Here is a 12,753-nt window from a genome sequence, read left to right as displayed (position 1 = left end):
GCCCCCGTCGCGCGCGCTGCGACCGCTTCCGCGGCGACGCGGACGGTCGCGCCGGCCCCGGGAGGCGCTACGAGTCCGACGCCGGCGGAGCGGGGTCGACGAGCGGGGAGTCCTCGTTCGCGCACTCTGGTCGGCCGCAGACGCCGGCGTCGGCGCCGGCCTGCGAGACGCCCGAATCGACCGATTCGATGGTCCAGTCGACCCGGTGGTCCGTCGACGACTCGTGGTCGTTCAGGGCGACCCGGGCGTCGCGGAGGGTCTCGTGGGCCGTCGCGAGCGTACAGTCGCGACACCGGACCGTCACGCGCGTGCCGTTCATACAGGTATCTTGTGCCGAGAAAACATAACTACCGCGGTCGAAGCGAACTCGGACGCAGAGAAGAGCCGCGACCGTCGGGCCGAGCGGGACGCCGAGGCCGTTACGCCGGCTCGTCGGGTTCGGGTTCGGTCCGCCACCCGCCCTTCAGCGTGATGTACCAGATCGAGAGCCCGGCGAGGGCGAAGACGGCGCCCATGTACGGGATGATCGGCAGCTCGACGCCGACGAAGTCGAGCACCGTCCGCATCTCGTAGATGATCACTCCGAAGATGGCGAGCGCCACGAGCAGCCCGCCGCGGGAGATGTCGACGCTCATCTGACCACCTCGAGGAGCGATCCGGACGCGTCGGTGATGGCGGCGAGGAGCGGCGTCGCCGCGTCGGCCAGCGCGTCGAACAGCGGCGCGACCCACACCGGGTACGTGCCGACGCCCGGCCCGAGCAGCCCGCCGCGGTTGATGATCGCCGCGATCGGGAGCGCGTACGCGAGGACGACGAGCGTGAGCGCGATGCCGACCCACAGGCGGAGGTTGTCGAGCACCTTCGGGGCGTCCTCCGCGCCGGAGACCGGACTGGGGAGCGGCTCCGCGAGCCCGGACACCGTCGGGTTCCCCATCGTCAGCGCGAGGTTCCCGAGGAAGAGGATCGTCGAGACGAAGAGCAGGGTCCCGCCGATCGCGATCTGGATGTTGAGCTCCTCGAAGCCGCCGAACATGGTCGGGTAGTCGAAGCCGGAGTACTCCGGCTCGGCGGTGCGTCGCGGGACGCCGAGCAGCCCCTGCGCGTGCATCGCGTTCGACATCAGCGCCATGCCGATGAACCAGAGTACGACCTGGAACAGTCCGATCTGGCTGCTGAATATCGGCTTGTTACTGATCTGCGGCCAGATCCAGTAGGTCCCAGCCATCATCGTCAGCGCGACCGCGGTCCCGACGGTGAGGTGGAAGTGGCCGGGCACCCACAGCGTGTTGTGGATGAGGTAGTTGATGTTCATCCCGGCGTTGACCATCCCGGAGAAGCCGCCGGCCGCGAACATGAGTCCGGCGAGCATCATGCCGGTGAACTCCGGCTTCCGCCACGGGAGGTTCGTGAGCCAGCCCAGCAGTCCGGTGCCGCCGCGCTGACGAGCGCCGTACTCGACGCTCGCGACCACGGTGAACGCAGTGAGCAGGCTGGGCAACAGGAGGAACATCGTGTTCGTCATCGAGATGAACTTGAACCCCTCGGCGATCCCCGGGTCGAGGTACTGGTGGTGAATTCCGACCGGCGTCGAGAGGAGGACGAACAGCACGAACACGACCCGCGCCAGCGGGTCGCTGAAGAGGCGGCCGCCAGCGATCTTCGGCAAGACGGTGTACCAGAGCATGTACGCCGGCATGAGCCAGAAGTAGACGACCGGGTGGCCGAAGAACCAGAACAGCGTCCGGGTGAGCGTCGGGTTCACCTGGTCGATGAAGCCGAGCGACCACGGGAGCAGGAACAGCAGGACGGAGGCGGCGACGGCGGACGAGGCGATGTACCACATCGTCATCGTCGTCAGCACCATGAACGTCTGCAGCGGGATCCGCTCGTCGGGGTGCTCGCTCCGCCACGCGAGGAACGTCCGGAACCAGTCCGCGCCGGCGATCCACGTGCCGACGATGAACACGGTGAGCCCGGCGTAGAACAGCGGGTGGGCCTGGAGCGGGGCGTAGAAGGTGTACAACACGTCCGCGCTCATATCGATGGAGTCGACGAACCCGGCGAGGATCGAGATCCCGGTGAGCGTCATGCCGGCCGCCATCAGCCCGTACCACGTCCAGGTGATCTTGATGTTCAGGAGCGGGCGGTCAAGACTGCGCGTCAACGCCCAGGTGAACAGCCCGACGAGGAAGAAGATCGTGAAGCTGATGACCATGAACACGCCGTGCGCGGTGAGCACGGTGTAGTAGTCGGTCGAGGGGATGATCCGCGCGACGTCGGTCCGGTGGAGCGTCTGGATGATCCCGAAGATCGCGCCGAGCAACAGGGCGAAGAAAGAACTCATGAAGGCCGCGCGGACCACCCGGGCCTCGTCCGGGAACTTGTCGACGAACGTCGGCTCGGACTCGATCGCGGCGCTCATTCGGAGTCACCTCCGCGGTCCTCGAACTCGGACTGGCTCACGACGTTGATCTTCCCTTCCATGACGTGGTGGCCGGCCCCGCAGTACTCGTTACAGACGATTCCGTACTCGGTCGGCTCGTCGGTCTCGACCGTGATCTCAGAGACCTCACCGGGGACTGCCATCGCGTTCGCGCTCGTGCCGGCCACCCCGAAGCCGTGTATCACGTCGCGAGAGGTGATGTGTAACGTCACGGTGCTGTTCGCCGGCACGACGATCGGGGTGGGTTCGAAGCCGAACTGGTAGGCGACGACGTACGCCTCGTACTCGTTTTCGCCGACCTGCTCGACCCGGGGCTCGGAGAACCGATCGTCCTCGTCGAGCGCCCCGGGGTCGACCGTCGACTGCGAGTCGGCGACCATCGCCACTCCCGGGCCGACGGCGCCGTACGTCACGGTGCCGATGAGCGCGAGGATCAGCACGATGGACAGCGCCAGCCAGAGCTTCTCGTAGGCGTGGATGTGCACGTCTGATCACCCCACCACGACGAGGTCTCGGCCGAGGAACTCGACGAAGTAGATGTACACCCACGCGAGCACCAGAATGGCGAAGTAGATCCCGATGAGCGTGAGCGTGCCGATCGGGTCGAACTCCTCTCCCTCACCGCCGACGTCGTCCGTCGGAGCGTTAACTGCCTCACTTTGGCCCATAGACGGCCTTAACAACAGAGAGGCATATAAGATCTATCCGTTCTCGCACCATGAAAACACGGGTGTTATATATTTCCGGCGAGCGCTTGACTACGACATGGACTTCTCGTTACAACGGGCCGTGCTCCTCGTGCTCGGCGGACTGATCCCCGCGGTGGTGTTCATCGCCGATCGGGCGGAGTTCGTCGTGCTCGTCACGCTGGTGAACGTGCTCCTCATCTGGGGGAGCCTCCGGATCGCGACCGGCGGGAGCCTCCCGGGGTTCGCCGGCGACTCGGCCGACTCCGAACACGCGTAACCGACCCGAACCGCGGGGGCCGCCCACGCGACCGCGAACGGACCACCAATGACAGGCTGTACGCTCTGTGACCTCCCGACGGGGGACGACCCGCACACCGCGCCCGACGTCGACGGCGAGTTCTGCTGCCGCGGGTGCCTGACGGTCGCGCGCTCGCTCGACGACGTGGAGGACCTCGACGACCTCGACGAGCGGCGGCCGGACGCGACCCCCGCCGACGAGTTCGACGGCGAGACGACGTTCCTCCACGTCGACGGGATGCACTGCGCGACCTGCGAGTCGTTCCTCGAGATGACGGCCGGCGACCAGGAGGGGGTCGCGGCCGCCGAGGCGAGCTACGCAACGGACACCATCCGGGTCGACTACGACCCCGACGCCGTGAGCCCGGACGAGCTGCCCGACCGGCTCTCCGTCGCGGGCTACTCGGCGAGCGACCGCGCGGACCCGGAGACGGACGACGACGACGCGGTCGTCCGGTTCCTGATCGGCGGCGGCTTCTTCGGGATGATGGCGATGCTGTGGTACGTCGTCTTCCTGTACCCGACCTACTTCGGCTACGAGCCGATCCTCGACCTCGGCGGCGTCTCGGGGACATACCTCTTCGCGCAGATCTGGCTGTTCTCTTCGATCGTGCTGTTCTATACCGGGTATCCGATCCTGCGGGGCGCGTACGTGAGCCTCCGGGCGCGACAGCCGAACATGGACCTCCTCGTGTCGCTCGCGGCGACGAGCTCGTACGCGTACAGCACGCTCGCGCTGTTCGTCGGCCGGACCGACCTCTACTTCGACGTGACCATCGCCGTCATCTTGGTCGTTACCGCCGGCAACCACTACGAGTCGATCATCAAGCGGCGGGCGACCGGGATGCTCGCCGACCTGACGACGACCGAGGACCGCACCGTCCGGACGGAGGCGGGCGAGACCGTCGCGGCCGACGAGGTGGCCCCCGGCGACCGCCTCCTCGTCCGGCCCGGCGAGCGCGTGCCCTTCGACGGGGCCGTCGCCGAGGGGACCGCCGCGGTCGACGAGGCGCTCGTCACCGGCGAGTCGCTGCCGGCCACGAAGCGCGAGGGGGACGCGGTCCGCGGGGGGACCGTCGTCACCGACTCGCCCGTCGTCGTCGAGGTCGGCGAGGACGCGGCGAACACCCTCGACACGCTCGTCCGCCTCCTGTGGGAGATACAGAGCTCCCGGTCGGGGATCCAACGGCTCGTCGACCGGCTGGCGACCGTGTTCGTCCCCCTCGTCGTCGTGGTCGCGGCCATCGGGGCGACCGCGACCCTGGCGCTCGGGTCGGCCCCGGTGGACGCCGCGCTCGTCGGGCTGACGGTGCTGATCGTCTCCTGTCCGTGCGCGCTCGGGCTGGCGACGCCGCTCGCGGTCGCCGCCGGGATCCGCGACGCCGCCGAGCGCGGCATCGTCGTCGTCTCCGACGCGGTGTTCGAGGCGGCCGCCGACATCGACACCGTCGTCCTCGACAAGACCGGGACGCTCACCGACGGCGAGATGCGGCTGCTCGACGCGACCGCCGAGTCTGACACCCCGGTCGAGCGCGTCCGGGAGCGCGCGGCCGCCGTCGAGCGCGCCTCGGTCCACCCGGTCGCGGAGGCGATCGTCGCGGGGGTGTTGGGCGAGGAGGACGACTCGACCGACGGGCGACCGGCGGCCGACGGCGGCGCGACCGCGGCGGACTCGCCGGAGGGCGGACTCGCCGGAGTCGACGCGCTCGGCGACGCGGCCGCGACCGACGTGGACGTCTTCGACCGCGGGGTCGCCGGCCGCGTCGACGGCGACGAGGTGGTCGTCGGCCACCCGGACCTGTTCGACGAGCGCGGCTGGCCGGCCTCGGACCGGCTGCGCGAGGCGGGGACCGCCGCCCACGACCGCGGGAACGTCCCCGTCTACGTCGGCTGGGGCGGGCGCGTGCGCGGCGTCCTCGCCGTCGGCGACGAGGTCCGCGACGGGTGGGAGGACGTGGTCGCCGACCTCGACGCGGACGGCCGCCGCGTGGTCGTGCTCACCGGCGACGCGCCCGCGGCCGCGAGGCGGTTCGCGGACCACCCCGCGATCGACGAGGTGTTCGCCGAGGTTCCCCCGGAGGCCAAAGCCGAGACGGTCAGGCGGCTCGGGGCCGACAGCTCGGTCGCGATGGTCGGCGACGGGAGCAACGACGCGCCGGCGCTCGCCGCGGCCGACCTCGGCGTCTCGATCGCCTCGGGGACGGACCTCGCCGCGGACGCGGCCGACGCCGTCCTCTTAGAGGACCGGCTCTCGGCGGTCCCCGAGCTGTTCGCCGTCACGCGTGGGACGAACCGGCGGCTGAAACAGAACCTCGGCTGGGCGTTCGTCTACAACGCGGTCGCGATCCCGCTGGCGCTGTCCGGTGTCCTCAACCCGCTGTTGGCCGCGCTCGCGATGGCGTCGAGCAGCATCCTCGTGGTGACGAACTCCGCGCGGGCGGTGTTCGACCCCGACTGAGCCGGCGCGCGGCGGAGCGTCACCCCTCGCCGCCCGCGGAACCGTCGCCGCCCCTAGAACCGTCGCCGCTTCCGGAACCGCTGCCGCTCGTCTCCCCGCCGTCGCTCGGCGGGAGCGGCGGTCTCGGTCCGCGTCCGTTCCGACGAGTCGGCCATCGTCGGAGCGATTGTCGGTGAGAAATAATTAGCTTGCGGCGTGGTAACGTGGATAGCCGTCGCTCGGGGAGGGGAACCGACGGGCCCGCAGTCCGGTGAGGGGAGTTACGCCGTCGCGCCGACGTGCGGCTTGACCGCGCGGACGATGGCGTCGACGTCGTACTCGTCTTCGGTCTTGTCGAAGACGACCTCGTCGTCGGCGCGGACGACGAAGACGCCGTCGTCGCCGGTCACCAGCGCGACCTCGTCGACGGCCTCGCCGAACTGCTTGAGGATCGCCTCGGAGACGTCTCGAGCGCGGTTCAACATGCCGCACGGGACGCAGTACTCGACTTCGACTCGTGTCATGGGCCGCGGTACGCGGCGGACCGGATTAAAATGGCGGGTCGGCGACCCGTCCGATCCGACGGGCGAGCGCCGCGGTCAGACGACCAGCGCGTCGAAGACGACGGCGAAGAGGAGCAGGCCGAGGTAGGCGTTCGAGGCGTGGAACGCGCGGAACGCGGCCCCCTCGGTCTGCTCGTAGTGGAGCCGGACGACCATCCAGAGGAAGAGCCCGCCGACCCCGACGCCGACGACCGCGTACAGGACGCCGAGCGGGTCGGCGGCCGCGGCGAGCGCGACCGCGGCGATCAGCGTCGCGCCGAGGTACCAGAGGATGTGCCGGCGCGTCGCGGTCTCCCCGCGGACGACGGGCATCATCGGGAAGCCGCCGCGCTCGTAGTCGTCCTTGTACGCCAGCGCGAGGTTGTAGAAGTGCGCGGGCGTCCACAGGAAGATGACCGCGGCGAGCAGCAGCCCGCCGCCGCCGACCTCGCCGGTGACCGCGGCCCACCCGATGAGCGCGGGGAGCGCGCCGGCCGCGCCGCCGATGACGGTGTTCTGGACCGTGTTCGGCTTGAGGACGAGCGTGTAGACGACGCTGTAGAACAGGATCGCGACGAGGCCGAGGGCGGCCGTCAGCGCGTTCACCGTCCAGAACAGCCCGAGCGAGACGACCGTCAGCAGGCCGCCGAACGCGAGGGCGTGGGAGACCGGGACGAGGTCCGTCGCGAGCGGCCGGTCGCTGGTGCGTTGCATCCGCTTGTCGACGTCGCGCTCGAGGACGTGGTTGAACGTCCCGGACGCGCCGATCGAGAGGGCGCCGCCGGCGAGCGTCGCCGCCACGACGGGCGGCGTGAAACCGACGCCGCCCGCCAGCGCCATCGCGGCGGCGGCGACGAGGCAGAGCAGCCACATCAGGCGCGGCTTCATCAGCCGGAAGTACGCGGCCGCGGTCGCCTTCAGCCGCGGGAGCGTCGCGGACGGGATCTCCGGGTCGGGGGCCTCCTCGACCGGCGGCAGGTCGTCGGTCCCGGGCTCGAACTCGTCGGGCGCGTCGTCCGGGTCGCCGGTCTCCGCCTCCAGCCACCAGGCGAGCGCCGCGAGGACGGCGCCGAAGATCCCGATGCCGAGGAGGAGGTGCGCGGAGCCGAGCGCGGCCGGCAGGTCGCCGAGCGCGACGAGCGCGCCGACGCCGGCCTGCGCCGGATAGACGACGAGCGCGGCGGCGAGCGCGACTCGGACCCGGCGGTCGGCGCCGTCGCGCCACGCGAGCGCGGCGGAGAGGGCGACGAGGAGGCCGACGACGACCGCGAGGGCGCGGTGGCCGAGGGCGATCCACCCCTCGGTCGCCGTCGGGAGGGCCGCGCCGGCGCCGCAGGCGGGCCACCCGCCGCACGCCGACGCCGCCTCCGTGAGGGAGGTGGTCGCGCCGACGACGACGAGGAGGTACACGCCCATCGCGGCCGCGGCCAACACCGCGGGGAATCTGTCTGGGAGCGTCACGTGGCGTGGATTACGAATCGGACCCATATATGTTCCGCGCTTCGACAAAACGGGGGCGAGCGCGGGGGGAAGACGCGAGCCCGAGCGGTCGCCGGGCGGGGGCGGTCAGTCCCGGGTCGCGTCCGCGTCGCCGCCGCGCTCTCGGAGGATCCGGTCGACGATGTCGCCGCTGGAGAGCAGTTCGTCCTCGTACTTCGGCTCGCGGCCGGACGCGCGCTCGACCCGGCAGTCGATGCCGCGGTCCGCGAGCGCGTCGGCGATGTCGGCCTCGTCGTGGTGCTGGTCGAACCCTAACACGATCACGTCCGGGTCGAGGCGCTCGATGGGGACGAACACGTCCGCCGGGTCGCCGAGGTGCGCCTCGTCGACCGCGTCGAGCGCCGCGACCATGTCGCGTCGCTGGCGGGCGCAGAGCACCGGCGCGGGCTTGTGCGTGACGTTGGTGCGGCGGGCGACGATGGCGTGGAGCTCGTCGCCGTGGGCCGCGGCGTCCTCCAGGTAGTGGACGTGACCGGGGTGGAGCAGGTCGAACGTCCCCTGCGCGACGACCCGCGTCATCGGAACCACGAGAGGAAGCCGCCGCGGTCGCGCTCGTCGAGCTCTCGGTCGATGTCCTCCTGGGTGAAATCGAAGAAGTGCTCGTCGGGCACCTCCACGTCGAGGACGTCGAGGGTGGTCTGTCGCCCCTCGTTGTCGAACGCCTTCCAGTCGCCCCAGCCGTAGGGGGCGCCCGCGATGATGTGGACCTTCCCCTGCCCGAACGTCGCGAGGTCGGCGTCGCTCGGCCGCAGCGCGCCGTTCGGGTGGGAGTGGACCGACCCGACCGCGCGCATGTCGTTCGGCTTCATGTGGGTCCGGACGCTGGCGCTCGTCGGGCTCGACTCCGTCCCGGGGATGACCAAGACGTCGGTGATCACCTGCCCGTCCCGGTCGAGGTCGAGCTTCCGGGCGTCGTCCGCGCGGAGGAACCCCATGTACTCGTTGGGGTGCGTCTCCTCGCTCGCCTCGAGGACGAAATCGAGGGTCTCTCGGGCGATACCGAGGAGCTCGTCCGAGCGGAACAGTCGCATGAACGAGACAAGTCGCCGTCGCCTCATAGGGGTTCCGGACCGCGCGACGCGGGGCGTCTCCCCGTCGAGCCCCGAGAGAACAGGCTTAACATCGGCCGTTCCCGAGAACTGTCTATGAGCGAAAACACCGCCGGGGATTCCGGCACGCGGGGCGATTCGAGCCCCGAACCCGACGCCGACGGGGCCGAGGGGGCGACCGACGGCCGCCCGGTCGTCTACGATCTGGCGCCGGACTGTACCCTCGGAGACGCCGCGGTCGACGAGCTGTACCACGCCGAGGTCAACGGCGTCGTCGACTACGGCGTGTTCGTCGACCTCTCGGACGCCGTGAGCGGGCTAGTCCACGAGTCGAACCTCGACGACGACTACGCGGTCGGCGACCGACTGATCGTCCGGCTCACCGAGGTGAAGGAGAACGGCGACGTCGCGTTCGACGACGTCGACCCCGACGACTACCGCACCGAGACCGTCGCGCACGAGCCGACGGTGTCGCGGGTCCGCGGCCTCGCCCCGGGCGACGAGGTGACCGTCGAGGGCGAGGTCGTCCAGGCGAAACAGACCGGCGGCCCCACCATCTTCGCCGTCGCGGACGCCTCCGGCGTCGTCTCCTGTGCCGCCTTCGAGTCCGCCGGCGTCCGGGCGTACCCCGAGGTCGAGGTCGGCGACATGATCCACGTCTCGGGCACGATCGAGAGCCGCGAGAACGCGCTCCAGCTCGAGGTCGACTCGCTGAAGCGACTGCCCGACGAGCGCGCCGCCGAGGCGCGCGAGCGGTTCGAGGCCGCGCTCGACGAGCGCGCGGAGCCGGCCGACGTCGACCCGCTCGTCGAGTGGGAGGCGTTCGAGCCGATCCACGAGGACCTCCGCGACCTCGCGCGGCTGATCCGGCGGACCGTCCTCGCCGGCCGTCCGATCCGCGTCCGCCACCACGCCGACGGCGACGGGATGTGCGCCGCGATCCCGGTCCAGCTCGCCGTCGAGAACTTCGTCGAGGCGGTCCACGAGGACCCCGACGCGTCCCGGCACCTGTTCAAGCGCCTCCCGAGCAAGGCCCCGTACTACGAGATGGAGGACGTCACCCGCGACCTCAACTTCGCCTTGGAGGGCCGCGCCCGCCACGGGCAGAAGCTCCCCTTCCTCCTCATGCTCGACAACGGGTCGACCGAGGAGGACGTGCCGGCCTACGAGAACCTCGCGCACTACGACATCCCCATCGCGGCCGTCGACCACCACCACCCCGACCCCGAGGCGGTCGACCCGCTGCTCGACGCCCACGTGAACCCGTACCTCCACGGCGAGGACTACCGGGTCACCACGGGGATGATGTGCGTCGAGCTCGCCCGCCTCGTCGACCCCTCGCTCACCGAGGAGCTCGAACACGTCCCGGCCGTCGCCGGGCTCTCCGACCGCTCGAAGGCGGAGGCGATGGACGACTACGTCGCGCTCGCCGAGGACGCCGGGTACGACGAGTCCGACCTCCTCGACATCGGGGAGGCGCTCGACTACGCCGCGCACTGGCTCCGCTACTCCGAGGGCAAGACCCTCGTCAACGACGCGCTCAACGTCGGCTGCGACGACGAGTCCCGCCACGAGGAGCTCGTCGAGTTCCTCTCCGAGCGCGCCGAGCGCGACGTGGAGCGCCAGCTCGACGCCGTCGACGACCACGTCGACCACGAGCGGCTCGCCTCCGGCGCGCACCTCTACCGGATCGACTTAGACGAGTACGCCCACCGCTTCACCTACCCCGCGCCGGGGAAGACCACCGGCGAACTCCACGACGCGCGGGTGAAGGAGACCGGCGACCCCGTGATCACCATCGGCTACGGCCCCGACTTCTGCGTCCTCCGCTCGGACGGGGTCCGGCTCGACATCCCGAACATGGTGACCGAGCTGAACGAGGAGCTGCCCGAGGCCGGCGTCTCCGGCGGCGGTCACCTCGTCGTCGGCTCGATCAAGTTCGTGAAGGGCCGCCGCGGCGAGGTTATCGAGGCGCTCGTCGAGAAGATGGCGAGCGCGGAGATCGACGAGGCGCTCTCGTCGACGATCGCGCTCGACGACTGAGACGGCGGCAGTCGGACGCGGCGGCGGTTTTTAGCCGAACGCGACCTCGCGCCGAGCGACGGCGACGGCTCCCGCGAGCGCGACCCCGAACCCGCCGACGAACGTGACCGGGAGGAAGACGCCGCCGCCGCGCCAGTCGGCGGCGTAGGCGCGGGCGTAGAACTCCGCCACGGACTCGTCCTCGACCGCGAGCAGCACCTCCCGGTTGCGCGTCTCCGCGCTCGGGTTCCAGTTGAGGCTGCCGACGACCGCCGCGTCGTCGACGACGAGCCCCTTCGCGTGGACCGTTTCGAACCGCCCGCGCGGCTCGGCGAGGTCGACCGCGATCGGCTCGTCCGAGAGCCGTTCCGAGAGGTTGCGGTTCGCCTCCCGGTCGTACCACGCGTCCGAGAGCAGCAGGTGGACGTCGACCCCGCGCTGGGCCGCGCGCCGGAGCGCGCGGACGATCCGGTCGTCGGGACCGCCAACCCGCGGGGCGACCGCGAGGACCCGCTCGTCGGCGGCGTCGATCCGCGCGACGATCCGGTCGGCGGCGTTCCCCGGGGCGGTGAGCACGGTGACGTCCGCCGCCGTCGGCTCCGGCGGCGCGTCGAACCGCGCCGGGTACGAGCCGTTCGCGCGGCCGCCCTCGTGGAACTCCGTGTCGGCGCGGAAGGCGCGCCACGAGCGCGCGTCGCGGGCGGCGAAGTCGGCGGCGAACAGCGCCGCCAGGTCGTCCGCGACGGTCCCGTCGGTCGCCCCGGCGCGGGCGGACGGCTCCGCGACGACGCCCCACCCTCGGTTGCTCCGCCCGCCCGTGCCGGAGGGCTTCCAGTTCTCCGTGAGGACGACGGCGCGGTCGTCCGCGACCGCGTACTTCGGGTGGTGGAACCGGAAGCGCTCGACCTCGCCGTCGAGGATCCGGACCGCGACGCCGGCGGCCGTCAGCCGGTCGAGCAGCCGCGCGCTCCGCGCCGAGAAGCCGCCGACCGGCGACCCCTCCAGCAGGACGCGGACGCGAACCCCGCGGTCGGCGGCCGCGACGAGCGCGTCAGCCACCCGCTCCGAGGTCAGCGTGTAGCCCGCGACGAACAGGCGGTCGTCCGCGTCGCGGAGCGGTTCGACCGGGAGGCCGGGGCTGTCGGGGAGGACGAACGGCGTCACGTTCGCGCCCGCGGTCCGACGCGGCGAGCGCGGCTCGTAGCCGCGCGGCCGCCACTCGCCCCACGAGGCGCGCCAGCGGTACCCCTCGCGGGCGCGGTCGTAGGCGACGACGTCGACCGGGCTCCCGTTCCGACGGAGTTCGATCCGATCGCCGGAGGCGGACAGCGGGAAGTGGTCGGTCAACCGCCGTATCTCGGTCGCGTCGGTCGAGCCGTCCTCCGCGCTCCGCGAGGGCCGCGCGGACTCGCCGCGGATCGCCGCGGTCCGGTTCGGCGCCATCGACAGCGCCACGGTCCCGCTCGCGTTCGCCGGGAGGTCGGCGTCGTAGTAGCCGTCGGAGAGCGACCAGTTGCCGCGCTCCGGCAGCGCGACGACGAGGTACTCGCCGCGGTTCTCGGGGGTCGTCGGGTTCGGGTACAGCTCGACGATCCGCGGCTCGGGGGCGGCGGAGCCGTTGGCCGGCCCCGACCCGACCCCGTCGACCGGTGCGGCCGCCGCCGGGAGAGCGCAGGCGACGCTCGTCGCGGCGAGGAGGAGGGCGACCGCGGCGACGCGGGACCGGCGGCTCGGGCGAGTCGGTGACACGGCGAGCGTGGCGCCGGTATCGGGC

General features: G+C 71.3%; 13 protein-coding genes. 3 read left to right on the top strand and 10 right to left on the bottom strand.

The genetic code is table 11. The features are described 5' to 3' along the window. Positions 1-67 precede the first annotated feature (67 nt). From Q0116_RS01845 to Q0116_RS01825, 5 genes are all read right to left on the bottom strand, one after another. The gene (locus Q0116_RS01845; RefSeq protein ID WP_297884949.1) at positions 68-319 is read right to left on the bottom strand and encodes a hypothetical protein; all 252 of its coding nucleotides are present in this window, start codon (positions 317-319) and stop codon (positions 68-70) included. Positions 320-419: 100 nt separating this feature from the next. Next, on the bottom strand, positions 420-635 hold the full coding sequence (locus tag Q0116_RS01840; protein WP_297884948.1) for a CbaC protein: 216 nt from the start codon (positions 633-635) through the stop codon (positions 420-422). Next, positions 632-2,422 (bottom strand): b(o/a)3-type cytochrome-c oxidase subunit 1, encoded by a 1,791-nt coding sequence (locus Q0116_RS01835; protein WP_297884947.1) that lies wholly within the window; start codon positions 2,420-2,422, stop codon positions 632-634. The genes Q0116_RS01840 and Q0116_RS01835 overlap by 4 nt, the downstream gene beginning before the upstream one ends. After that, the gene (locus Q0116_RS01830; RefSeq protein ID WP_297884946.1) at positions 2,419-2,928 is read right to left on the bottom strand and encodes a cytochrome c oxidase subunit II; all 510 of its coding nucleotides are present in this window, start codon (positions 2,926-2,928) and stop codon (positions 2,419-2,421) included. The genes Q0116_RS01835 and Q0116_RS01830 overlap by 4 nt, the downstream gene beginning before the upstream one ends. Before the next feature lie 6 nt (positions 2,929-2,934). Next, positions 2,935-3,111 (bottom strand): hypothetical protein, encoded by a 177-nt coding sequence (locus Q0116_RS01825; RefSeq protein ID WP_198945665.1) that lies wholly within the window; start codon positions 3,109-3,111, stop codon positions 2,935-2,937. A gap of 97 nt (positions 3,112-3,208) precedes the next feature. On the opposite strand from Q0116_RS01825, the gene Q0116_RS01820 reads away from it, so the two are divergent. Then, positions 3,209-3,409 (top strand): hypothetical protein, encoded by a 201-nt coding sequence (locus Q0116_RS01820; protein WP_297884945.1) that lies wholly within the window; start codon positions 3,209-3,211, stop codon positions 3,407-3,409. 48 nt (positions 3,410-3,457) lie between these two features. Then, positions 3,458-5,887, top strand: a complete 2,430-nt coding sequence (locus Q0116_RS01815; protein WP_297884944.1) for a cation-translocating P-type ATPase — start codon at positions 3,458-3,460, stop codon at positions 5,885-5,887. Positions 5,888-6,147: 260 nt separating this feature from the next. Here Q0116_RS01815 and Q0116_RS01810 read toward each other — a convergent pair whose 3' ends face one another. From Q0116_RS01810 to Q0116_RS01795, 4 genes are all read right to left on the bottom strand, one after another. Beyond that, positions 6,148-6,390 (bottom strand): SelT/SelW/SelH family protein, encoded by a 243-nt coding sequence (locus Q0116_RS01810; RefSeq protein WP_297884943.1) that lies wholly within the window; start codon positions 6,388-6,390, stop codon positions 6,148-6,150. Between the two features lie 75 nt (positions 6,391-6,465). After that, positions 6,466-7,869 carry a heme o synthase gene (locus Q0116_RS01805; RefSeq protein ID WP_297884942.1) on the bottom strand — a complete coding sequence of 468 codons (1,404 nt, stop codon included), beginning with the start codon at positions 7,867-7,869 and terminating at the stop codon, positions 6,466-6,468. Positions 7,870-7,974: 105 nt separating this feature from the next. Further along, positions 7,975-8,427, bottom strand: coding sequence for an adenylyltransferase/cytidyltransferase family protein (locus tag Q0116_RS01800; RefSeq protein WP_297884941.1), 453 nt, complete (start codon positions 8,425-8,427; stop codon positions 7,975-7,977). Continuing rightward, a complete protein-coding gene (locus Q0116_RS01795; protein WP_297884940.1) occupies positions 8,424-8,939 on the bottom strand; it encodes a Mov34/MPN/PAD-1 family protein in 516 nt (171 codons plus the stop codon). The genes Q0116_RS01800 and Q0116_RS01795 overlap by 4 nt, the downstream gene beginning before the upstream one ends. Before the next feature lie 114 nt (positions 8,940-9,053). Here Q0116_RS01795 and Q0116_RS01790 point away from each other — a divergent pair, with 114 nt between their 5' ends. After that, positions 9,054-11,000 carry a DHH family phosphoesterase gene (locus tag Q0116_RS01790; RefSeq protein WP_297884939.1) on the top strand — a complete coding sequence of 649 codons (1,947 nt, stop codon included), beginning with the start codon at positions 9,054-9,056 and terminating at the stop codon, positions 10,998-11,000. A gap of 30 nt (positions 11,001-11,030) precedes the next feature. Here Q0116_RS01790 and Q0116_RS01785 read toward each other — a convergent pair whose 3' ends face one another. Continuing rightward, positions 11,031-12,728 carry a phospholipase D-like domain-containing protein gene (locus tag Q0116_RS01785; RefSeq protein WP_297884938.1) on the bottom strand — a complete coding sequence of 566 codons (1,698 nt, stop codon included), beginning with the start codon at positions 12,726-12,728 and terminating at the stop codon, positions 11,031-11,033. Positions 12,729-12,753 lie beyond the last annotated feature (25 nt).

It is taken from the genome of uncultured Halorubrum sp., assembly GCF_937146585.1.
GTDB lineage: Archaea > Halobacteriota > Halobacteria > Halobacteriales > Haloferacaceae > Halorubrum > Halorubrum miltondacostae.
This window is presented reverse-complemented; position numbering and strand designations above follow the sequence as displayed.

Excerpts from the sequence above, each read along its gene's own strand:
- Q0116_RS01845 (WP_297884949.1), bottom strand. The coding sequence starts at position 319 with ATGAACGGCACGCGCGTGACGGTCCGGTGTCGCGACTGTACGCTCGCG.
- Q0116_RS01840 (WP_297884948.1), bottom strand. The coding sequence starts at position 635 with ATGAGCGTCGACATCTCCCGCGGCGGGCTGCTCGTGGCGCTCGCCATC.
- Q0116_RS01835 (WP_297884947.1), bottom strand. The coding sequence starts at position 2,422 with ATGAGCGCCGCGATCGAGTCCGAGCCGACGTTCGTCGACAAGTTCCCG.
- Q0116_RS01825 (WP_198945665.1), bottom strand. The coding sequence starts at position 3,111 with ATGGGCCAAAGTGAGGCAGTTAACGCTCCGACGGACGACGTCGGCGGT.
- Q0116_RS01820 (WP_297884945.1), top strand. The coding sequence starts at position 3,209 with ATGGACTTCTCGTTACAACGGGCCGTGCTCCTCGTGCTCGGCGGACTG.
- Q0116_RS01815 (WP_297884944.1), top strand. The coding sequence starts at position 3,458 with ATGACAGGCTGTACGCTCTGTGACCTCCCGACGGGGGACGACCCGCAC.
- Q0116_RS01810 (WP_297884943.1), bottom strand. The coding sequence starts at position 6,390 with ATGACACGAGTCGAAGTCGAGTACTGCGTCCCGTGCGGCATGTTGAAC.
- Q0116_RS01800 (WP_297884941.1), bottom strand. The coding sequence starts at position 8,427 with ATGACGCGGGTCGTCGCGCAGGGGACGTTCGACCTGCTCCACCCCGGT.
- Q0116_RS01795 (WP_297884940.1), bottom strand. The coding sequence starts at position 8,939 with ATGCGACTGTTCCGCTCGGACGAGCTCCTCGGTATCGCCCGAGAGACC.
- Q0116_RS01790 (WP_297884939.1), top strand. The coding sequence starts at position 9,054 with ATGAGCGAAAACACCGCCGGGGATTCCGGCACGCGGGGCGATTCGAGC.